The organism is Paenibacillus ottowii (assembly GCF_006874425.1).
In the GTDB taxonomy this organism is placed as follows: Bacteria; Bacillota; Bacilli; order Paenibacillales; family Paenibacillaceae; genus Paenibacillus; species Paenibacillus ottowii.
Genome location: NZ_VIJZ01000010.1, coordinates 67,526 through 90,755, shown reverse-complemented (window position 1 = coordinate 90,755; position 23,230 = coordinate 67,526). Strand labels below are relative to the sequence as shown.

The 23,230-nt window shown below is 46.0% G+C and carries 16 protein-coding genes and 1 pseudogene; 11 read left to right on the top strand and 6 right to left on the bottom strand.

Annotated features, from left to right (window positions below; genetic code table 11):
• Window positions 1–48: 48 nt before the first annotated feature.
• The 9 genes from FKV70_RS21065 (at window position 49) to lacZ (ending at window position 12,640) form a co-directional block, all read left to right on the top strand.
• Window positions 49–1,008 (top strand): NmrA family NAD(P)-binding protein, encoded by a 960-nt coding sequence (locus tag FKV70_RS21065; RefSeq protein WP_142614193.1) that lies wholly within the window; start codon window positions 49–51, stop codon window positions 1,006–1,008.
• Window positions 1,009–1,208: 200 nt separating this feature from the next.
• On the top strand, window positions 1,209–1,730 hold the full coding sequence (locus FKV70_RS21060) for a ClbS/DfsB family four-helix bundle protein (RefSeq protein WP_142614191.1): 522 nt from the start codon (window positions 1,209–1,211) through the stop codon (window positions 1,728–1,730).
• 75 nt (window positions 1,731–1,805) lie between these two features.
• The gene (gene udk / locus FKV70_RS21055; RefSeq protein ID WP_013368919.1) at window positions 1,806–2,441 is read left to right on the top strand and encodes a uridine kinase; all 636 of its coding nucleotides are present in this window, start codon (window positions 1,806–1,808) and stop codon (window positions 2,439–2,441) included.
• A gap of 233 nt (window positions 2,442–2,674) precedes the next feature.
• A complete protein-coding gene (locus FKV70_RS21050) occupies window positions 2,675–4,240 on the top strand; it encodes a response regulator transcription factor (protein WP_142614189.1) in 1,566 nt (521 codons plus the stop codon).
• 43 nt (window positions 4,241–4,283) lie between these two features.
• Window positions 4,284–6,098, top strand: coding sequence for a cache domain-containing sensor histidine kinase (locus tag FKV70_RS21045; RefSeq protein WP_142614187.1), 1,815 nt, complete (start codon window positions 4,284–4,286; stop codon window positions 6,096–6,098).
• Window positions 6,099–6,434: 336 nt separating this feature from the next.
• Window positions 6,435–7,724: an ABC transporter substrate-binding protein gene (locus FKV70_RS21040; protein WP_063206738.1), complete on the top strand. Its 1,290-nt coding sequence runs from the start codon at window positions 6,435–6,437 to the stop codon at window positions 7,722–7,724.
• Window positions 7,725–7,825: 101 nt separating this feature from the next.
• Window positions 7,826–8,722 carry a carbohydrate ABC transporter permease gene (locus tag FKV70_RS21035; RefSeq protein ID WP_016820161.1) on the top strand — a complete coding sequence of 299 codons (897 nt, stop codon included), beginning with the start codon at window positions 7,826–7,828 and terminating at the stop codon, window positions 8,720–8,722.
• A complete protein-coding gene (locus FKV70_RS21030) occupies window positions 8,719–9,543 on the top strand; it encodes a carbohydrate ABC transporter permease (RefSeq protein ID WP_142614185.1) in 825 nt (274 codons plus the stop codon). Before FKV70_RS21035 ends, FKV70_RS21030 begins: the two co-directional genes overlap by 4 nt.
• 52 nt (window positions 9,544–9,595) lie before the next feature.
• A complete protein-coding gene (gene lacZ, locus FKV70_RS21025) occupies window positions 9,596–12,640 on the top strand; it encodes a beta-galactosidase, LacZ type (protein ID WP_142614183.1) in 3,045 nt (1,014 codons plus the stop codon).
• Window positions 12,641–12,728: 88 nt separating this feature from the next.
• On the opposite strand, the gene FKV70_RS21020 is transcribed toward lacZ, so the two are convergent.
• Window positions 12,729–13,667, bottom strand: coding sequence for a YwqG family protein (locus FKV70_RS21020; protein WP_142614181.1), 939 nt, complete (start codon window positions 13,665–13,667; stop codon window positions 12,729–12,731).
• A gap of 117 nt (window positions 13,668–13,784) precedes the next feature.
• Window positions 13,785–14,678, bottom strand: a complete 894-nt coding sequence (locus FKV70_RS21015; RefSeq protein ID WP_064795599.1) for an AraC family transcriptional regulator — start codon at window positions 14,676–14,678, stop codon at window positions 13,785–13,787.
• Window positions 14,679–14,808: 130 nt separating this feature from the next.
• Between FKV70_RS21015 and FKV70_RS21010 the strand changes: the two genes are divergently transcribed.
• Entirely contained in the window at window positions 14,809–17,067 is a 2,259-nt protein-coding gene (locus FKV70_RS21010) for a glycoside hydrolase family 127 protein (protein ID WP_142614179.1), read from the top strand.
• A gap of 190 nt (window positions 17,068–17,257) precedes the next feature.
• On the opposite strand, the gene FKV70_RS21005 is transcribed toward FKV70_RS21010, so the two are convergent.
• Together FKV70_RS21005 and FKV70_RS21000 are read right to left on the bottom strand one after the other, a co-directional pair.
• On the bottom strand, window positions 17,258–18,361 hold the full coding sequence (locus tag FKV70_RS21005) for an RDD family protein (RefSeq protein ID WP_425280373.1): 1,104 nt from the start codon (window positions 18,359–18,361) through the stop codon (window positions 17,258–17,260).
• Window positions 18,362–18,383: 22 nt separating this feature from the next.
• Window positions 18,384–19,256 (bottom strand): LysR family transcriptional regulator, encoded by an 873-nt coding sequence (locus FKV70_RS21000; protein ID WP_142614177.1) that lies wholly within the window; start codon window positions 19,254–19,256, stop codon window positions 18,384–18,386.
• A gap of 134 nt (window positions 19,257–19,390) precedes the next feature.
• Here FKV70_RS21000 and FKV70_RS20995 point away from each other — a divergent pair, with 134 nt between their 5' ends.
• Window positions 19,391–20,380, top strand: coding sequence for a zinc-binding dehydrogenase (locus tag FKV70_RS20995; RefSeq protein ID WP_063212095.1), 990 nt, complete (start codon window positions 19,391–19,393; stop codon window positions 20,378–20,380).
• A gap of 87 nt (window positions 20,381–20,467) precedes the next feature.
• Here FKV70_RS20995 and FKV70_RS20990 read toward each other — a convergent pair whose 3' ends face one another.
• The gene (locus FKV70_RS20990; protein ID WP_142614175.1) at window positions 20,468–21,859 is read right to left on the bottom strand and encodes an MATE family efflux transporter; all 1,392 of its coding nucleotides are present in this window, start codon (window positions 21,857–21,859) and stop codon (window positions 20,468–20,470) included.
• A gap of 279 nt (window positions 21,860–22,138) precedes the next feature.
• Window positions 22,139–23,225: pseudogene (locus FKV70_RS20985) on the bottom strand (MFS transporter).
• Window positions 23,226–23,230 lie beyond the last annotated feature (5 nt).

The following is a 23,230-nucleotide window of genomic DNA, read 5'->3' as shown; positions in this document are numbered from 1 at the left end:
TGATATTCTTTCCTTGTGAAAATTATCACTAGGAAAGAAGGTATCAAAATGCGTTATATTATTACAGGAGTAGATGGTCAATTAGCAAGTCGCGTAGCAGAAACTGTTCTTGATAAAGTAGATGGTCACAATCTAACTTTCACTTGCATGAAAAAAGATAGAATCCCCAAAGCTAGGGTTCAACGTTGGGAAAATGCAGGAGTAAAAATCTTTGAAATCAATTATGATGACATTCCATCAATGGAACGAGCATTCAAAAATGGTGATCGTATCTATATTGTCTCGGGTCTTGAAGTAGGCAAAAGAGTACAACAACACAAAAATGCGATTGATACGGCAATTAAAGCAGGAATCTCTCACATCACATATAGTTCTTTTATCGGTGCAACGGATCCAAAATATGCTCACGTTTTTGTAACTCCAGACCATACAGCGACTGAAAATTACTTAAAGTCAACAGGTATTGCCTATAATGCAATGAGAAATAATTTATATCTAGAGAACTATCTGACCATGTATCCTATGTTAGCACTAATGTCTGATAATAAATGGTTAAGCACTGCTGGTGAAGGCCGAGCCACTTTAGTTCACAAAGATGACTGTGCAAGAGCCGCAGCCGCAGCTCTCCTTGGAAAAGGCGAAGACAACAAGGCTTATAACATTGTAGGGTCAGAGTCTGTTTCTGTAAGAGATCTTTGTAACCTAATTAAAGAAATTTCTTGTAAAGATCTTGAGTACATTCCTGTCAATCCAGAGCAATATTATGAATACTTGAAAAAGTTACACATTCCCAAAGAAATTACAGGAGATTTCTCTCAATCACCTGTTCCATTCTGTGGCGAAGATCTCATGACAACTGATGCTAGCATTAAAGAAGGTCTTTTAAACGTCGAGTCTAATGCAATTGAATTATTGACTGGACAAAAACCAAAGACAGCTAAAGATATTGTCGAAAAATATAAATATATTTGGGAAGAAAATATCCAAAACTGGCGAGACATGAAATAAAATCTTTAAACACCATCTACACCGTTCTGCGCCAAGTAACGGTGCATTCTCTCTGTGCAAATCAATTGTAAATGCCAGGTATGAGCCCGCACAATGCGGGCTCAATATTTTTATTTTTGAATAAGACATACGGTTGTCATATTGAGAATGGTACATATAAAGGAGTTAGTATCACCCATATCATGTTAAGGAGCGATTAGATGTCCAGTTACGACTACGCTTCCAAACTGGAGTTAAAAGAAGCCATTCATGCGTCTTACTTACTTTTCGACAATGAGTTCCAAGAGATCGACGAATCCCTCAAGGATACTCGAATAGCCGAAGTAGATAAAACACCTGCCGAAATGATTGCCTACCAGCTCGGATGGCTTGATCTTGTCATGAGCTGGGACAGAGATGAACGGGAGGGAAAAACCGTCATCATGCCCGCCCCGAATTACAAGTGGAATAGACTAGGCGAACTATACCAAGCATTCTACAAGACCTATTCCCATCACTCTCTATATGAATTACGCAATATGCTCAAGCTGGCTGAGCAGACAGGGCTGGATTGGGTGGACACACTCAGTCATGAAGAGCTGTTTACCCAGGGCATTCACAAGTGGACAGGGACTAATCCAAATTGGCCTATGGCGAGGTGGATTCATATCAATTCCGTAGCACCGTTCAAAACATTCAGGGCCAAGATCCGGAAATGGAAGAAATACAACGTGCAACATTGATGAAAAAAAGCGTGCATTGTGCTACAATACTTGAGTTGTATCGGGATACATTTAGGGAAGGGTAAGTGAAACGCCATGCTAATTATTGGTATTGCCGGCGGTACAGGTTCCGGTAAATCGACGGTCGCACGCGCCGTCGTTGAGCGTCTGGGATCTAATAAAGTGACTTTCATATCTCAGGATAACTACTATAAAGACCATTCACATCTGAGTTATGACGAACGTGCTTTGGTCAACTATGATCATCCGTTTGCCTTTGACAACGACTTGCTGATTGAGCATCTCCAATGTCTGAAAAAAGGACAAGCGACTCAAGCGCCCGTATATGACTTTACGGTTCACGCCCGCTCCACGGACGAGACGGTAGAGCTTCTGCCCAATCATATCGTTATGTTGGAAGGTCTGCACGTACTGTCAGACGAAAAGCTCCGCAGCCTGCTTGATATTAAGGTATTTGTGGATACGGATCCTGATGTTCGCATTCTCCGTCGAGTTCTTCGTGATATTGAGGAACGTGGGCGCACCATCCATTCGATCCATGATCACTATTTGACGACGGTTAAGCCAATGCACGAAGCATTTATTGAGCCTTCCAAGAAATACGCCGACCTGATCCTGCCTGAGGGCGGACATAACGAGGTTGGCATTCAACTGCTGTCTATTTTGACTGAAAAATATTTGGCAGGAGATCGGACCTGGGGTACTGTATAAAATCCCGGTTGTCCAGGCTGTCGAGATCTTCTCGGCAGCCTTTTTTGGTCTTTTATATGCCATTGGAACTAAATTATCTTTGGAATCGCCGTGTCGTTTATGTTAGCATGTAAAGATTATATGATTTAGATTTCAGCTAAATTTGGAAGCGTTATCAAATGTGTCTGTCAGATGACAGGCCCTCGCCTTAATGGCGTCTTTTTTGAATAGATTTAATTATGGAGAGTGCTGCCATGAATGAGCTATGCAACATTTTGATTGTAGATGATGAGATATTGGTACGACAAGGGATCAAACATCATTTGTCGTGGGAACAATACGGATTTCGAATTGTAGGTGAAGCTTCCAATGGGAAAGAAGCCCTGGAGCAGATTGAAGCCTTGCGTCCTCATATTGTCATTACAGATATCGTAATGCCGATCATGGACGGCGAAGAGCTGACACGCATCGTCAGACAGAACTATCCAGATATCGAAGTCATTGTGCTCAGCAGCTACGGCGAGTTTAACTACGTGCGCTCCACCTTTCAGCAAGGTGTGGTTGACTATATTTTGAAGCCCAAGCTGGACACAGATGAGCTGCTTCAGGTGCTCCAGCGAACGGCCCGCAAAATTCCATCCATTCAGTATCAGGAAGATGCTGGTGGTAATCAAATTACGATAGACCATGTGATTGAAAAATTGATCTCCGGCTATCGCATAGATTATGACGCTGAGCTGCTGAAGCAAGCATTTCCTTATACCCGTTTTGCGCTCATAGGTATAGAACAGTCGGCACAGCAGAATACAGTGCGCTCTACCACTACCTCTGCTTCGGACCTATTTTCCAAGCTTACAGATCGAGTAGCCTCTGCCTGTGAACACGTGGTTCTGCGACAACTGCCATCTGATGTGTATGCGGCTGTTTTTTTAGCCAATCTGGAGCCGTGGGAAGTAGACTCCTGGATGGCTGCAGTTAGAGAAGTGGCTCAAGATACGAAGCAGATTGATTCACAGACAGGCTGGGCGGTCAGTCATTTATTTGATGATTTTAATCAAATTAGCAATGTCTATCAGGATGAACTACCGAAGCTGCTAAGCTACCGCTTTTATTTCCCGGAGACAGCACTGCTCATAGAAGATGAGCTCCCTCAGCCTGTTCAGGTGAACAGTTCGTTTAATTTAAAACAGTTTACGGAAGAGATGAAGCGCGAGCATTTTGAGACAGCTTTTCAGGATTTAAGATCCTATGTAGCCGCCATGTCTGGCAACTATTCCTCTACCGCCTTTGAATTCAAGTCACTGCTCGGAAACATCGTGTTCAACATTACGATTTTGCTCGGGAATCAGGGATATGATATGAAGGAGCTGGATGCGGCCAAATATTCCTATTTCAAAAAAATTAATGATGCTCCTCATGTACATGAAGCCGTGCGGCTGCTGGAGGCCTTTTTGGAGGAAGCGAACAGGCAGATCATGGCCAAAACACAGCAAGCAAGTAGTGCAGGCATGAAAAAACTGCTGGAGTATATCGAAGAACATCATGCTGAAACACTCAATTTGACGACACTCGGGCAATATTTCCATTTCAATCCCTCTTATTTGTCCAGTTATTTTACGGCACATCATACAGAGGGGTTTAGTGAGTATCTGAACAAAATCCGAGTTGAAAAGGCTGCTGAATTACTGCGATCAGGTACGATGCCCATTTCAGATATTAGCAGTACAGTAGGTTATTCGGACCCCAGCTATTTTACTAAAGTGTTCAAGAAACTGAAGGGGGACTCGCCCAGCCAGTACCGCCGGGAGCATCTCCATTAGAGAGCAAGGGCATATCTGCGAGCAGAAAAGAGATAGATAGCATATGAAAAGATATATTCACAAGATCAAATATCAAGGTCTGTTCTTCAAAATCTTTATTGTTATGGTGGTCAGCATCACGGCGGTGTCCTTGCTGACCTCTTTGGTGACGATTCGAATGTCTGAACGACTCTTCGCTGAAACATTCAGTATTACGAATGCCAAGGTGCTTAGCCAGATTCAGTCCAGCTTTGAATCCTTCAATGACTCTATCGTGAATGCTGTAACCCACGCTTCGGAAAATGGAACCGTCAAAAACTATTTGACTGGCGGTCAATCTGACTCGATTAATTCAGCAAGAATTTACTTTGGTATGGCACAGCAAATGAAGCAAATCAAATCGAACGTCGATGCTTATGATGTCGGTGTCACTGTAACAGGCATGAATGGACGGAGCTTCTACTCCGATTCGTCCTATTGGCCTGTAAGTGCAGAACAGCTTAAAAGCAGTGCCATTACAGCCCGAAGCGCGGCACGACCTGCCCAGCTTATGTACCAGATGGATACGGAGTTGTTTCATCGACAAATGAATAGCACTGCACAGAAGCCAACTCCCTATATTATCGCATCCAAAGTATTTATGGAGCGAACGAGCGGCACCATGTACGGTATGATCTACATCGCTATCCGAGAGCCGGAATTTCGGCGTTTTTATAACAATTTCACGAGTAACGGTAATGATGTGCTGATCTTGGACAAGACGGGACTGATTGTATCCAGCAACCGCCAAGACCTGATCGGACAACGCTCCAGTGAGCTGCTGGGTTATGCCACCAAAATCAATGAACAGGGTCTGAACTATATTAATGCGGACGTGATGAACAAGGAGAGTATCGTCCTTTCCAACTATATTCCTTCATTTGATTTTTATCTGGTGAACATGATCGATAGACAAACCGCGATTGGGCAAATTATTGACGTTAAATCTGTGGTATGGATCTGCATCGCCATTGTACTGATTGCTTTGGTGATTGTTTTCCTCATTTCCCGCCGCCTGATCCGTTCACTAACTCGGCTGGTCAAGCAAATGTCGACGATACGCGAGAAAAATTTTGATAATTATATCCCGGTTACAGGCAGCTACGAGGTCAGACAATTAAGTCATGCTTACAACTATATGCTCGATGAACTAAATGATTATATTCGTAAGCTTTTAGAAACGCAAAAAGGCCAACGCAATGCAGAACTTGCTGCACTACAACGACAGATCAATCCACATTTTCTGTACAATACATTGGCTTCCATCAAAATGCTAGTGCTCAAGGGAAACAAGGAAACCGCCGCCGAGACGATTAATGCACTCATTTCCCTGCTGCAAAATACCATCAGCAATGTGAGCGAAACGATCACTATCGAGCAGGAAATGGCCAACATGCAAAATTATGTATTTATTAATCATGTGCGTTACGGGCAGCGGGTACAAGTGAATTATTTTGTATCACCCGATTGTCTGGAGTATCATGTGCCCAAGCTCATTATCCAGCCTTTTATCGAAAACTCTTTCTTCCATGCATTTAATGAGAAAAATACAGGGAACATCTACATTTTGGTGTCCAAAACGGAGGATACCTTGATCTGTGAGGTAGTTGACGATGGAGACGGTATGGATTTGGATGGGCATACAGCGCAAGACGGACTGCCGAATCCTAAGAGCAAACGCCAACTATTTACGGGCATCGGCATCCAGAATGTACACAATCGCATTACCCTGCTGTATGGAGAAGAATATGGGGTGACCATCTCCAGTAAGAAGGGCGAGGGCACCAAAGTTAGAATGACCCTGCCACTGATCATAAAACCCGCCCCTCCTACCTCATAAAAATATAGGCTGAACTAAACAAAGAAGAAGGTGAAACAAAAACGGAGTGGGCGGAATAGTTCTGTACGCGATGGGAAACACCATCCGGTCGCGCAGTGGCGCTTCGTGAACAACTTTAGTTCAGTCTATAAAAAATACCTAAACCTAAAGAAAGCACAAATGTAAGCGGTACCTTTTTGGATAAATCATAATAATAAGACCAATCTGTATAAAGATATTCCTAACTGCCAGCAAAGCAAGGATGATAAACTAAATTCATAAACAAGGTAACCGCTTTCAATAGAAGTTTTACATCATGGTTAGCCACATATAAAAAAAGAGTAGGGGTTGAATAAAATGAAAAAAATGTCTTTCCTTCTGCTGATTGCAAGCTTGATCTTGCTCTCCGCATGCTCCAGCAATTCTGAAAAAGCAGCTACGACTACAGATTCAGGCAAGAAAGAAATTACAGTCTGGGCTTGGGACCCGAACTTTAATATCGCAGCCCTGAAGCTGGCAAAAGATCGCTATGTTGCCAAACATCCCGATGTAACCGTAAACATTGTTGAATATGCTCAAAACGACATCGTACAAAAAATGAATGCCGGCCTCAACTCCGGTTCTACCAAAGGATTGCCGAACGTGGTCCTAATCGAGGATTACCGTGCACAGAACTTCCTGCAGGCTTATCCCGATTCATTTCATGATATGAGCAGCTCGATCAAAGCCTCCGACTTCGCTGATTATAAAATCGGACCGACCAGCTTCAACGGCAAGCAGTACGGAGTTCCTTTCGACTCTGGTGTGATGGGATTGTATGTAAGAACGGATTATCTGGAACAAGCCGGCTACAAAGTGGCAGACTTGACCAATATTGATTGGGACAAGTTTATTGAAATCGGTAAAGCTGTAAAACAAAAAACAGGTAAAGATATGCTGACTCAAGATCCGAATGACCTCGGTCTGATCCGTGGTATGATCCAATCCGCAGGTTCCTGGTACCTGAAAGAAGACGGCAAAACACCAAACCTGGCTGGCAACCCAGCTCTAAAAGAAGCGCTCTTAACGTACAAAGCCTTGTTTGACGCCAACATTGTTAAAATGAATGCCGACTGGAGTCAGTTCCTGGCCGCGTTCAACAGCGGTGCAGTTGCTTCCGTACCTACAGGTAACTGGATTACACCTTCGATTAAGGCTGAAGCTTCGCAATCCGGTAAATGGGCTGTTGTTCCTTTCCCTAAACTGAAAAATATACCTGAATCCGTGAATGCTTCCAGCCTCGGCGGCAGCTCCTGGTATGTCCTCAACTCGGACGGTCAAGATACCGCTGCTGATTTCCTGAAAGAAACATTCGGTTCCGATCCGGAGCTGTATCAAGATATGCTGAGCAAAATCGGAATTGTCGGTTCATTGAACGCAGCTTCCAGCGGTAAAGCTTACGACGTGGAAGATGCTTACTTCGGTGGCGACAAAGTATACAAGAAGTTTGCTGATTGGACTAAACAAGTTCCAAAAGTCAATTATGGCCTGCACACGTATGCCATTGAGGACATCATGACCGTTGAAATTCAAAACTACCTGAACGGAAAAGATGTGGACACAGTTCTGAAGGACGCTCAAGGACAAGCGGAAGCACAGCTTAAATAAGACAGTCCATCTAGCCAAGGCTAAACAATAAAACGATAAGCACTTAAAACCTTGGGCTTGCGAGTTCAAGGTTTTATTGCTGCATAGGGAGTTGACATGGTATGAAGACAGCCGCGCCCAAAATGACTACAACACGTCTTAAAGCAGGTATGACAGGATGGTTGTTCATATCCATCGCAGTAATCATGATTGCCGCTTTTTATTTCTATCCGATGATCCAGGCGCTCATCTTATCCTTTAAGACGGGTACAGGTTCTAATCTGAGCTTTAACGGCATTGATAACTACAAGCGTCTGTTCACCGACAAAATGTTCATCACCGCCGTGAAGAACACGTTTATCTACTTAATTTTCCAAGTACCTTTAATGGTTATTTTGGCTCTGTTTATTTCCGTATTGTTGAATGATAAAAACCTCAAATTCAAAGGCTTTTTCCGCACCGCCATCTTCTTGCCGTGTATCACATCTCTTGTAGCCTATTCGGTTGTTTTCAAGTATCTGTTCTCGGCCGACGGCTTGGTAAACTCCTTATTGCTGAATCTGCACGTGATTGGCACGCCAATCCAATGGATTACAGATCCCTTCTGGGCCAAGGTAACGATTATTATTGCGATCACATGGCGCTGGACCGGGTACAACATGATCTTTTACCTGTCAGGTCTTCAGAACATTGATAGTTCTATCTACGAAGCAGCCCGTATTGACGGAGCTTCCCCGATTCGGCAGTTTTTCAGCATTACCGTTCCATTGCTTAAGCCAATTATCCTGTTCACCTCGATTACATCGACGATTGGTACACTCCAGCTCTTCGATGAAATTATGAATATTACCAAAGGTGGTCCAGGTAACGCGACATCTTCTATTTCGCAATATATTTATAATCTGTCCTTCAAGTATTCATCCGACTTTGGTTATGCGGCGACCGTATCTTATTCCATCGTCATTATGATCATTATCTTGTCGATTATCCAGTTTAAAGTGGCAGGTGAGAAAAAATGATGAAAACAAAAAGAGTATTTACGTACGCCTTTCTGATTCTTGTGTCATTCATTTCGATTTTTCCTTTCCTGTGGATGATATCCAGCTCCACGAATCTGTCGGTTGATGTGACGAAAGGCAGACTGCTGCCAGGCTCCCATCTGATGGATAACATGCACAATCTGCTAGAACAAGTAGACATCGTTACAGCACTGAGCAATTCTGCAAAGGTTTCCATTTCAACGACGTTGCTGGCTATGCTCATTGCATCACTGGCTGGCTATGGCTTTGAAATTTACAGAAGCAAAGCGAAAGACGTGGTCTTCAATATCCTGCTGATGTCGATGATGATTCCGTTTGCGGCCATCATGATCCCGCTTTACCGGATGTTCGGCAGCATTTCTAATGTCATACCGTGGATCGGCATTGACACGCTCTCTTCGGTCGTAATTCCGACCGTAACTACGGCGTTCCTGATCTTCTTTTTCCGCCAAAGCACCAAAATGTTTCCCAAGGATCTACTGGAAGCAGGTCGTATGGATGGATTATCCGAGCTGGGTCTGTTCTTCCGGGTGTATATGCCTACGATGAAAACAACCTACGCCGCTGCCGCGATCATCACGTTCATGTCCAGTTGGAACAACTATCTCTGGCCTCTGATTGTACTGCAAACGCCGGAAAATCAAACCATCCCGCTGTTGATCTCGAACCTTGGCTCCAGCTATGCGCCAGACTACGGCGTGATCATGATCGCCATCGTTCTGTCCACACTGCCGACTGCACTGGTATTCTTCCTGATGCAGAAGCACTTTGTTGCAGGTATGGTCGGCTCGGTAAAATAACAGATTGCTATGTACTGCCTTCATTCAATTTTAAAAATAAGGAGTGTTCGCCTTGACCATTCATACCCCTAGTTTGGACTGGCTCACCGATGTGACCAAGTTCGCGGTAAATCGTTTGCCAGCCTATTCCGATCACAAATATTACGCTACACTTCAGGAAGCAGAGCACCAGGCCGATATGGCCTGGCGCCACAGCCTGAATGGGAGCTGGAAGTTCAACTATACGACGAACCCAGCCACTCGCCCAGCAGAGTTCTATGCCCCTGACTTTGAGCATGGCGGCTGGAGCGATATTCAGGTACCGGGTCATATTCAGACGCAAGGCTTCGGCCAAATGCAGTACGCCAATACGATGTACCCATGGGACGGACATTCAGATGTTCGCCCGCCTCATATTCCACAAGACCACAATCCGGTCGGAAGCTATATCAAAAGCTTTGTTTTGCCCGAAAACATGGCTTCTGGCACGCAGCCTGTGTTCATTTCTTTTCAAGGCGTCGAGTCAGCCTTCTATGTATGGCTGAACGGGCAATTTGTCGGCTATAGCGAGGACAGCTTTACACCGTCTGACTTTGAGCTAACCCCCTACCTGCAAGCTGGCGAAAATAAGCTGGCGGTTGAAGTATACCAAAGAAGCACGGGAGCTTGGCTGGAAGATCAGGATTTCTGGCGTTTTTCCGGCATTTTCAGAGACGTCTATCTGTACACGATTCCTACTGTCCATGTACGTGACCTGCATGCCAAGGCCGATCTGGATGCTACCTACACGCAGGGCCTGTTGGAACTGAAACTAACTTTGGAACAACCAGCAGCAGCCCATACAACTGTCGAGGTGAAGGATGCCGCTGGTCATATCGTAGCTTCTTTAAAAGCTGACTTTACAGATGGCACCGCTTCGCTGTCAGCAACCTTGGAGCAAGTAGAGCGCTGGAGCGCGGAAAAGCCTTATTTATATACGTTGTTCATTCAAATTTATGATGCCGATGGAACACTCGTCGAGGTGATCCCACAAAAGGTCGGTTTCCGCAAATTCGAGATGGTGAACAAGGTCATGCATCTGAACGGCAAACGCATCGTCTTTAAAGGTGTAAACCGCCATGAATTTAACGCTCGTACCGGACGTGCGATTTCCCGTGAAGATATGCTGTGGGATATTCGGACACTCAAGCAGAACAATATGAATGCTGTACGTACCTCTCATTATCCGAATCAGACGCTGTGGTATGAGCTGTGCGATGAGTACGGAATATACGTGATTGACGAAATGAACCTGGAAACACACGGTTCGTGGCAAAAGCTTGGCGCAGTCGAGCCTTCGTGGAATATTCCCGCCAATCTGCCTGAGTGGCAGGATATCGTTATGGATCGCGCTATTTCCATGCTGGAGCGGGACAAAAACCATGCATCCATTCTGATCTGGTCCTGCGGAAATGAGTCGTATGCAGGTGAAGTGCTGCGCAATGTCGCCAACTATTTCCGGTCCACCGATCCGACTCGACTGGTGCACTACGAAGGTGTGTTCCACAATCGTACGTACGATGATATCAGCGATATGGAGAGCCGCATGTACGCCAAGCCCGCAGACATCGAGCAATATTTGAACGATAATCCACAAAAGCCGTATATCAGTTGCGAATACATGCATGCGATGGGCAATTCCGTAGGCGGCATGCACAAGTATACCGAACTGGAGAACAAATACGAGCTGTATCAGGGCGGTTTCATTTGGGATTATATTGATCAGGCGGTTATGAAAAAAGATCGCTACGGACGCGAGTACCTGGCAATCGGCGGCGATTTTGACGACCGTCCAACAGACTATGGATTCTGTACGGACGGGATTGTCTATGCAGACCGGAAGGTTTCACCGAAGATGCAGGAGGTCAAATTTCTGTATCAAAATCTGAAACTTACCCCGGATCAGGGCGGCGTAACCATTCGTAACGAGAACCTGTTCGAGGGTACGGGAGAATACGAGCTGGTATACAGCCTGCTGCATGAGGGTCAAGAAATCGTACGAAATGTGAGTCCTGTGGATGTAGCGGCTCAGACCGACGCCTATGTTCCACTGACGTTCCCAAGTACCGACGGGAAGCCCGGAGAATATGTCATTCACACGGCGCTTGTATTAAAGAAAGCGACGCATTGGGCTGAGGCTGGGCATGAAGTAGCCTTCGGACAGCATATTTTCATTGTGGAAGATCCAAATCCGCTGAAAGCTCCAATAGGTGAAGCCCTGCGAGTGGTGCATGGCGATGTCAATATCGGCGTTCACGGCACGGATTTCACCATCATGTTCTCCAAAGGAGCAGGCAGCCTGACTTCACTTCGCTACGCTGGGCGTGAGATGATTGCTACGCCTCCTGCCCCGTTGTTCTGGCGAGCAACCACAGACAATGATCGGGGAACTGCACTGGGCTTTGAAGCTGGTGGCTGGTTCGCTGCAAGTCTGACACGTAAATGCGTGGGCATCGAGGTTACGGAAGAGCAGACAGACCGTGTGACCATTACGTTCCGCTACACCCTAAGCATTCATGCTGACGTACAGGTAACGGTAGCCTACACTGTTTTGGCCGACGGCAGTCTGAACGTAAAATCCACCTATGAAGGAGTGCTAGGGCTGCCTAACCTGCCGATCTTTGCCCTTTCGTTCAAAGTTCCGGCGGACTATCGCCATCTGGACTGGTATGCGATGGGACCAGAGGAGAATTACATCGACCGGGCCTTCGGCGCAAGACTTGGCGTATTCCGCAACGAGGCTACGGATAACGTGTCCGGGTATGTCGTGCCACAGGAATCCGGCAACCGTACAGGCGTGCGCCGTGTCGATATTACCGACGACTCGCAGCGAGGCATTCGCATTACCGCACCTGCCACCACACCAGTTGAATGCAATATTTCACCGTATACAGCGTTTGAGCTGGAAAGTGCAGCCCATCTGTATGAGCTGCCCAATGTGTATTACACCGTTGTCACCGTAGCTGGCAAGCAAATGGGCGTAGGCGGCGACGACAGCTGGGGCGCCCCGGTGCATGAGGAATATCAAATTCCGGCCGATCAAAAGCTGGAGTTCGAGTTTACCGTGCAGCGGATATAAATAAACTCACCGTATAGATAAGTATATGTAATAAAAGCCCTTCCGTAGCTTCCCTGATGGAAAGCCGGAAGGGCTTTTATTCACCCGGCTAGCTTGTAGCCAGATTAACATACGTGCGCGTGAAATCGAGATTTTGCAGATCTCTTTGATCAATAAAAAATTCCAAATACCCTGCGTCCCACCAGCACATACCAACCTCATCCAAAGAAGATACCGAGAGCAGAACATGCCAATTTTCCGAAGCTAGATCGTGCTTTTCCCGGTTCGCCTGGTATTCTTGCAGCTGAGGCAGCACTTCGGATCGCAAATGCTCCGCATACTCCGTACTTCCCCTATGCGTAGCTTGCTCGGCTTCCTTAAGCATCTGATCTTCACTTTTATGCGAGTTAAACAGAAGGCCCTTTAGCCCGTTTTGGCACAGATAAGCATCGCGCCGAGTGTTCCCGGCAAAAGACTGATGCTGCCCCCACACCGTGTCGCTATGTTCATATAGAAGCTCATACAGCTCTTCATGCTCATCTAGCAGAATATCTCCCAGCTCACCCTCCGATGGCAGCGTCAAGATCGGCTGAAAAGAAATAGCATACGAGGTGAAACCCCTGTTCTCGGCACATACTTCAACCTTCCCGGTCGGCGGTAAGGTTTTCTTCAAAGCGCTGCTGTCACCATTATAGTAAAAGACTTTATGGTCAATATCATAAGCTGGCTCATCCAGCCCAAGGAAAAAGTATAATATGCCCTGATGAGGCAATCCCTCGTATGGGGAAAAAGGCATTTCACCCAAATTGATTTGAGCAATAAACGTATAATATTCTCCATCTGAATCACACGGCCACTCGATCGAGGGTGGCAAATCCGGGTAGCCCGCAATTCGGCTATTGCCAACACGCTCGTAATTTTCCTCATGCTCTAGATGAAATTGTATAGCCGCTTGAGCTTCCTGATCGATCTCTTTTTTTAATTCTTCATCAAGTGAATGCTCTTCGAGTATTCGAGTCAGTTCATCCCTTAATGGTGGTTGTAGCATCTGGGCTCGCCCCTTTTATCAAAGTATTATGTATTGATTGCTCTCATTCAAACTCTCCTAAATCAGATTATCAAATTATAGTCTGATAGGCTATGCCTGCCGTGAAGCGGAAATGAGCTAGACATTGTTCATAAATGTTTTGTGATAGGCATTCCGATACTGTGAAGGAGTCATATGGACGCTCTTTTTAAACAATCGCATAAAATACTTCTCGTCCGTGTATCCCGCTTCCTCCGCCACCTGCTTAATGCTCATATCTGTACGGGAAATCAATTCCTTAGCTTTGTTGATTCGAATGCTGTGAATGAACTCCAAGGGACGCATGCCTGTATTTTGCTTGAACAAACGAGATATGTAATCCTTGTTGTAATTGAACTTACGAGCCAGATCGACCACGGTCAGCGGTTCTTCAGCATGAATTCGAGTCCACTCGATAATCTTGTTTATGCTCACATTCCCTTGTGAATGGACGGGATTGGAGATCAGGCGACTGAGAGCCAGCTCAGAGATTTCGATCAGCAGTGAGGTGAACAAATAATTCGCACTGTGATACGTAAGATAATGCGAGTTGGCGACATGTAAAATTTGATTGACGATAATATGAATCCGATCCCCGTTATCGGCCTGTACACTTTGCGGCAAATAGATATCGCCTAGCACGCCATGACGTTGCATAAGCCCATCCATAGCACTTGTTTCCTGCTTCATCTCCTCATTAGATAATACATTCGGGGTCGCCGGCACATCAAAATGAAACCAATAAAATTTAACCCCCGGCAAAGACTCCTGGTATCCTTGGTGCGTACGACCGGGGTACAGCAATAGAATATCCCCTTCCCCTATTTCAAAATCCTCCTGTTCCTCCTGTATATATACCGTCTCTTGGACACCAAGGATCAGCTCAAAGTTCTCAATGGAACGGCTCATATGCTTCCATGACACCTCAGAAACGAACTCGCCTGCCGAGATCAGTTGGATCGGAGTATCTACATTCACTTTCAGATAGGTCATGTTACTGCCTCCTTTAGCTCATGTTCGGATTTGTCCACCTATTGTATGGTTAAGCTACTGACATACCGCGGCTGCAATGCTAAGGTAGTGGATAAATATACACTTTCATCTTAGCTAAGGAGCGATGACTTTGAAAGCACAAGCTTTTGATTTGCATAAAGTAAGCATTGATTCCGGCCCACTTTACCACGCCATGGAGCTGAATGCGACCTATCTGCTGAGCTTGGAACCCGACCGTTTATTGTCGCGTTTTCGTGAATATGCGGGACTGGAGCCCAAGGCGGCTCACTATGAGGGCTGGGAAGCACGCGGCATCAGCGGGCATACACTCGGTCACTACCTGTCTGGCTGTTCGCTAATGTTTGCCTCTACAGGCGACAAAAGATTGCTAGAGCGAGTAAACTATGTGATTGACGAACTGGAAATATGCCAAAATAGTCATGGAAACGGATACATTTCCGGCATTCCGCGTGGAAAGGAAATTTTTGAAGAGGTTAAAGCCGGGGATATCCGCTCCCAAGGTTTTGACCTTAATGGAGGCTGGGTTCCGCTATATACGATGCACAAGCTCTTCGCAGGCTTGCGTGATGCCTACCTGCTGGCTCATCATCCCAAAGCTTTAGCGATGGAAATCAAACTCGGCGACTGGCTGGAGGATGTATTCCAAGGGCTGAACGATGAGCAGATGCAACAGGTGCTTCATTGCGAGTTTGGCGGCATGAACGAGGTGCTGACCGATCTGGCGGAACAATCTGGAGAAAAGCGCTTTTTGAACCTAGCGGAACGCTTTTATCATGGAGAGGTGCTGGATGATCTGGCAGACAGCCGTGATACGCTGGCAGGAAGACATGCCAATACACAAATTCCTAAGATCATTGGTGCAGCACGCCAGTTCGAAGTGACAGGCAAACCTCTATATGCGGACCTCTCCCGCTTCTTCTGGGGCCGGGTGGTTCACAAGCATTCCTACGTGATTGGCGGCAATAGCTATAATGAGCATTTTGGCGAACCTGGCAAGCTGAATGATCGTTTGGGGGAAGGTACCTGTGAAACCTGCAACACCTACAATATGTTGAAATTAACAAGACATATGTTTGAGTGGGACGCTTACGCAGCCTATGCCGACTACTATGAACGAGCAATGTTCAATCATATTTTGGCTTCACAGCAGCCTGTAGATGGACGTGTATGCTATTTTGTATCACTGGAAATGGGAGGGCACAAGTCCTTCAATTCTCAATATGACGATTTTACATGCTGCGTGGGGTCCGGTATGGAGAGTCACTCTATGTACGGCACGGCGATCTACTTTCACACACCAAACACACTCTATGTCAATCAATATGTCCCTTCTACCGTGATGTGGGATGAGATGGATGTACAGCTCAAACAAGAAACTCTCTTTCCGCAAAATGGGCAAGGAACGCTGCGTGTCATAAGCAAGGAGCCCAAGCTCTTCACGATTAAGCTAAGATGCCCTCATTGGGCGGAGCAGGGAATGAAGATTAAGATCAACGGAGAAGAGTATGCCGCAGAGGCTTGTCCTACCAGTTATATTGTCATTGAACGGGAATGGAACGACGGGGATACGGTCGAGTACGATATTCCTATGACAGTAAGAGTTGAAGAAATGCCGGATAATCCGCGCCGGATTGCATTGATGTACGGCCCGCTTGTGCTGGCTGGAGATCTGGGTCCTATTGAACAGGAGTTCAATGAGGAACGTCTGCTGGCATCTGTTCTGATCGGATCGGCCGATTCCCTGACAACCAAGCTGATTGCTGACAGGAGCGAGCCGAATACATTCCATCTAAGCGATCTGGGTTATATCGGAGACTTGCAGCTTCGTCCGTTTTACCAGGTCTATGACCGTTCCTATACCGTCTATTGGGATCTCTTTTCCAAGGAGGAATGGGCAGCAACAGAGGCAGAATACCGCACTGCATTAGCGTACCAGCTTGAGCTGGAGCGACTTACAGTCGACGTTGTGCAGCCTGCCGAAATGCAGCCGGAACGGGATCATTCCTTCACTGGAGAACACGTAGGCCTAGGGTCCATTTATAATCGCAAATATCGCGACACATGGCCTGGGGGCTGGTTCTCTTTTGTCATGAAGGTTCTCCCGGATGAGCCTGTCCAGTTGGCGGTCACTTATCTGAAGGACTTGAGTCGCTCTCATCGTGACTTTGACATCACTGCCGATGGTCAGAATTTAGGAGAAGGCAAGCTGGAATCCGAGGAAATGAGTAAATTCGAGACGTTTACCTATGAGCTGCCTCTGTCTGTGACGAGCCAAAAGCGTGAAGTTACGATTCGATTCACAGCCCAGCCACAAGGCAAGGTAGCGAAGGTGGCCGGATTGCGAGTGATCAGACATTCTATTGTATGATCAAATGATCTATATAAATCTACTATAGCGCCGCCACGCAGGCGGATAGTGCTTCCCAGCGCCACCGCCCCCGGATTTCTGTAATAAAGTCTTTCATTGGTAGAAATCCGGGGACAAAAGCGACTGCTTCGCTTGTACAGCACTATTCCGCCTACTCCGTTTTGATGTTAGTGGCTGCTTCATGTTTGCTTTACATTATGTTCATTTCACGGAAACTGTCTCTAATCTTGCGCAGCTCTTGCTGTGCCCTGCTGTATCGAGAGGCGTAGGTCCAGGCAAGCACCTGATGATAATGCGAAGGTGTTTCAATTGTGGTCACGTTATACATGGCCAGATTCCCGTCTATTTCTCCTTTTAGGGTAAACTCAATGGCAGGATATCCGTTCACCACCATATCTGAAGCGGTCCCCAATTCAGGGTCCGTAATTCCTGACACCAAATGATCCTCAATGATTCCTTTATATTCTTGAAGAGTCATACTACTGTCAAAGTCGCTTTTTGGTTCAGACAATACAATCAAATATCTATCGGTAAATTCATTTTTAATGGAAATATCCGCTTCCTCATTAATCCTATTATCTCGTGACCAAGTCCACGGAGCTGTAACTGCAAACTGATTATCCTTACTGGTAAATACCTCAGGCTTCACGATTTGAGTAATGAGCGTAGAAATTAAGGATACAGCAAAGATAATCGAAGTGATCGTCATCAAGATGATTGCTCCTGCAAAAATCCCGGTTTTCCTTTTGCTCACCTTCCCCAAATCCCGTGTCCTAACTACATATGTGTTGGCGGCCATATCTCCAATTCGTTGTTTCCGAGGTGTCACCAGCACACATATACCGGCGGGCAGCCCCCAGAAAAGTAGCGGGTTCGTATCCACCAGATGTATGAGCGTACGGATCAACGATTTAATCATGCCTGGTGGCATTCCTTCTCCATTCACGACCTGAATACGAAGTACAAACTTGCCCAGCGTATAGCCCGTAAGTCCTTCCAGCAACAGATAATAACAGAAAGAGCCAATCAAGAAGAGAATCACTACCATACCCATATTGGGACTTTCTGTTTCAGATACTTTTTTCGCTATAAAATAGACCAGCCCTCCATACCCAAAAACGATAAGAATGAAGTCAATCATCCAGGCGGCCCATCTTCTGAAAAAGATGGAGGCTCCATATGTCTGCGATAATGACGCCATCTTATCCGGTTCTCGTCGATGGTAGCCGCCATTCCTCATAGGTTCTTCCGACGCTGATGCAGATGGATTTTTCGATAAAATAAGTTCTTCCAAATGATACACCCCTGATGTCAATTTAATCCCAGTTTAGTATAGCATCCTTTTTCATCCAGTGGAGCAAGCCTGACAGCGCACTAGAGTATACCGAATCCCGCCGATGAACAAACCACACCTCTAATTTACGATAGGTTTCGGGTAAACGATGTGAAGCAACCCTTCCCGTCTCCCTCGCCTTTGCAATTGATGAGTGTGGAAGCATGGATACCCCCAGACCAGAGGCTACACCCCCCAAAATAACTTCCAATGTCCCGAATTCCATAATCTGATACGTATCCACACCTGCTTCGCTCAGAAAGCTTTCCGCTCTTGCCCGATGTGTGCAGCCTACATCGAAGAATAGCATAGGCTTGGCAAGCAGCTTGCTCATATCGCTTTCTCCCGGTTCCGAAATAAGCACCAGCTCCTCTTCAAAAGCCTCCACATGCTCTATATTCGGATCGTCAACAGGGCCGTAGACGAATGCCCCATCTAATTCGTAATTTAGTACCTTTTGTACAAGAGCATGCGTCCCCCCGGTCATCAGCGATAGCTGCACATCAGGGTACTGAGCGTGATATCCCGTCAATAAAGTCGTTAGATGCGTAACCGCAGTCGTCTCAATCGAGCCCAATCGCAACGGTCCCGCAGGCTGGTCCGAATATTGGGTAGACTTCTCTGCCTCGTCGAGCAAGGTCAGTATGGATTCTGCATACTCCAGCAGATTCTCTCCTGCCGACGTTAGCGTCATTCCGCGATTAGATCTGCGAAATAGCGGTACGTTCAATTGTGCCTCCAGCTGTTGAATCCGCGAGGTTACATTGGACTGTACATAGTTCAACACTTGCGCAGCCTTTGTGATACTGCCTTCACGAGCAACCGCCCGAAAAATTTTCAAATCACTGCTTTCCATATATACATCACCTGCTTGGTATGATCATTTATGATACTGACGTTCGATTTTGTTCATTTTACCGGATGCCTGCCGCTCTGTACAATTCAAAGTACATGCAAATGCATCTAAAATCGACCACAGGAGGCTTTAAAATGAAAGCTATAATCCATAATGACAAAAACGGCCTTGAGGGCCTGATATATAAGGACGTTACGGACAGACAACCAGGGCATGGCGAAGTGAAGGTCAGACTCAAAGCTGCAGGCTTGAACCATCGGGATCTGTTCCTCATGGCGGATCGAACCGCCAACGATGCTCCACTCATTCTCGGATCCGATGGAGCAGGCCTGATTGAGGCTGTAGGCGCTGGCGTCCCAACCTCACTGGTAGATACGGAAGTAGTCATCAATCCATGTATCGGATGGGAGAAGACACGCCACGTTCCCTTGGTTCCTGCCATTCTGGGCGGTCCTTCAGACGGGACATTGGCCGAATCGGTTATCATTCCCGCCCAAAATGCCATCAGCAAGCCAGCTTACCTGTCCTGGGAAGAGGCAGGGGTACTGCCTCTGTCTGCCTTGACCGCTTTCCGCGCTCTCTTCACTAGAGGGCAATTACAGCAGGGGGACCATGTCCTCATCCCCGGTATTGGCGGCGGGGTAGCTACGTACGCCATGCTTATGGCCTTAGCAGCGGGTGCACGAGTCAGCGTCACCTCACGCAGCGAAGCAAAACAACAAGCTGCCCTCGCCCATGGCGCTCATCATGCATTCAACAGTGATAGCGATTGGAAAGAAAGCATGAACGGAGACACCGTAGATCTGGTCCTTGACAGCATTGGACCCGCTACGTTCGACAACTATCTGGATGTCATCAAACCAAATGGTCGGATCGTTACATTTGGCGCAAGCTCAGGTAATCAGATAGAGATTCCGCTTCGTTCCGTATTTTTCCCACAGATCAGCATCATCGGTACCTCTATGGGCAGCAGCGAGGAATTCGCAGACATGCTCCAATTCATGGAGCGCCATTCCCTTCATCCCATTATAGATAGCGTCTTCCCTCTGCAAGAGACAGCGCAAGCCTTTTACCATATGCAGCAGGGAGCACAGTTAGGCAATATAGGGATTAGAATGGAATAAAGCGGACGTAACTTTAAACGTCTATAAAAAAATCCACTACTATAAAAGCGCCTCATTCCGAGGTCAATTTGATAGTAGTGGACCTATTCAGTCGATCAAACGATGCTGGACCCATTTGGTGCCGCGGAAGCGCCAGAGGAAAACGATCCCCCGCACCCCCCATTCAATATCCATGGCCAGCCAGACACCCACAATCCCCAAGTTGAACACAATGCCCAACACATACCCGAGCACTACCCGACACAACCACATGGACAGCATCGAGGTGAGGGACGTAAATTTGGAATCTCCTGCTGCCCTAAGCGCAGAGGGTGTAATAAAGGCGATGGACCAGAGTGGAATCTGGGCCAGCGTATTAATCAGCATGACCATAAAAATGTCATCTACAATTTCAGCAGGCGGATGGAACAGCCCCACCATCGGCTTGAATAAAGGCATTAGGATTAGCCCCATTACAATAAACGAAGCGGACGACAGCCAAATAAACGATTTGGTAAACTTGCGGGCATCATGTACATTTCGCCGTCCCATGCATTGACCAACCACGGTCACAATCGTAAGAGCCAATGCATTCGCAGGAATTTGGAACACGTTAGCCAGGGAGGAGCAAATAGCATTCGTCGCCAATGCATTGGTCCCCAGGCTCACAATGAAAATTTGGGTTAAAATTTTACCTCCATTGAAAAACATCTGTTCCGCTGCAAAAGGAAGGCCGATAAACAGGATCTTTTTAAGCATGGCCAGATTAAAATAAAGCATATCTCTAAGCTGAACACGCAGGTCGTCATCCACCCTGACCAAATAGATCAACGCACAAGCAGCCCCTGCATATCTGGACACATTGACTGCAATCGTCATGCCCAGTACACCCATATCCAACAAATTAATAAACACGACATTCAGCAGCACGTATGAAAAGTTCATGATAAGCGAAAGAGCCAGCGATGCCCTCGTCTTGCCGATCCCTCTCAGCGCTCCACATACGGCCTCAACGATCGCAATTCCCACAAAAGACATACAGCTTCCCAGTAGATATACCTTGCCGTTAGCCAATACATCAGCCGAAGCGGAGCCAAACAGGACACTTAAAATGGGATTGTACAACAGGATCATAAACAGACTGATGCATAAGGCCAACAAGGAAACAGAGGATATAGTACCGGAGGTTGCTTTAGAGACCATAAGGTCATTGCCGCTCCCCTTATACTGCGCTACAACAACCGTACCCCCGGTAGACACTGCCACAAACACATTAATTAGAAAGATATTTAATGAATCAATCATATTTACAGCACTGACCGCCGCCATCCCCGACGAACTGATCATGGCTGTGTTGACCAAATTAAGACCCACGATAAAGGCCTGATCAATCAGAAGCGGGAGAAATAGGGCAATAATCTGCCGATAATCAATGGACTCTCCTGAAAAATGCCGATTCAGAAAGCCCTGCGTCCTCATCCTTACACTCAGTTGACTCATCTTATCACATTCTTTTTTATCAAATTGAAAAAAACCCTTCAACAGAAGAGTCTTTCATGGCGAAAAAATGTATAAAGTTGCAAGGCTAGATGTCTCTGGCTCTTGATTCTGTACACTTTTCTCTACATAGAAGTATTACTCTAAAAGAAAATCCTGTCAATGGCTTTACTCACACTTTAAATAGAAAAAAAACTTCAAAACTTGCTTTCTGAGCTGAGCAAGTTTTGAAGCAGGATTACACTATTTTCTAGTATTCATAATCCTTTGTTAAGAGAACAATTATGATCTTCTCGCAATTAAATCTTGCTGAATAGAAGCCTCATTTTTTTCGAATTTCTTATAGAAAAACATAGGAATAATTCCGATCAAGAAGATGATAAACGGCAGCCAGATGAAGCTGAACTGAATACCAGACAAAGCAGTCGGGGTTTGGACCTTTCCGGCAATATAGCCTGTGCTATCCATCACCCATGCTGGCAATAATCCACCAATTCCGCTACCCGCCTTAATACAAAATGCGCTTCCAATAGAAGTCAGAAACCCACTTGCCCGAATTCCATTTTTCCATTCGCCGTAATCAACCGTATCGGACAACATGGCAAATGGCATCGAACACGCAAAGCCTGATCCTAATGCACCAATGATCCAACCGGCAATAATAAGGGTTAAGTTTGTACTTCCCATTAAAATCACGACTTGACCTAGTGCAGCTAAGATCAATCCGATAATCATGATCGTATTTTACTTAATTTTCTGGCAAACAACGGAATCAGGACCATGGAGATTAATTGCAAGGACGTTAATCCATTGATTAAAGGCACCAAGTCCTTACTGTCCAGATTGTATTGCAGATAAAAAATGAGCGTGGCAGAACGTATGTTCAAACCGATCCAGTAACACAGGTTAGCCGCTACAACGAGCATCCACGGCCAGTTTCGCTTGATGGCTGCAAAGCTTTTGGCAATCGGGACAGATTTCGTTTTTACAGCCGCATTTTCGCGCAAATCGGCAAACGCTACGAAAAACATAATCATCGCCATGATGCCAAATAAAACGAGCGTTAGGGAAAATCCTTTTTGGTCATTTAAGGTCTGCTCTGGCCGTATTTCGATTTGGTCCGGTCAATCAGGATGCCCCAGATCGGGGCATCAATGGCATCGATAAAACGGGTGATAAATAGTAATGTCCCGGCAATCCCGATAGAAAGACCGAATACATCCGTATAAAAGTATAATAGATAGCTGGAAATGACACAGTATAGTAGATTGCCTGCCGTATCTGTTAACGAATAACTGATTTTACGATGAAAAGGAACGGTACTGGTTGCTTTCTCAGGTGGTTCCGTACTCACAATTCTCGTACTCATGATCT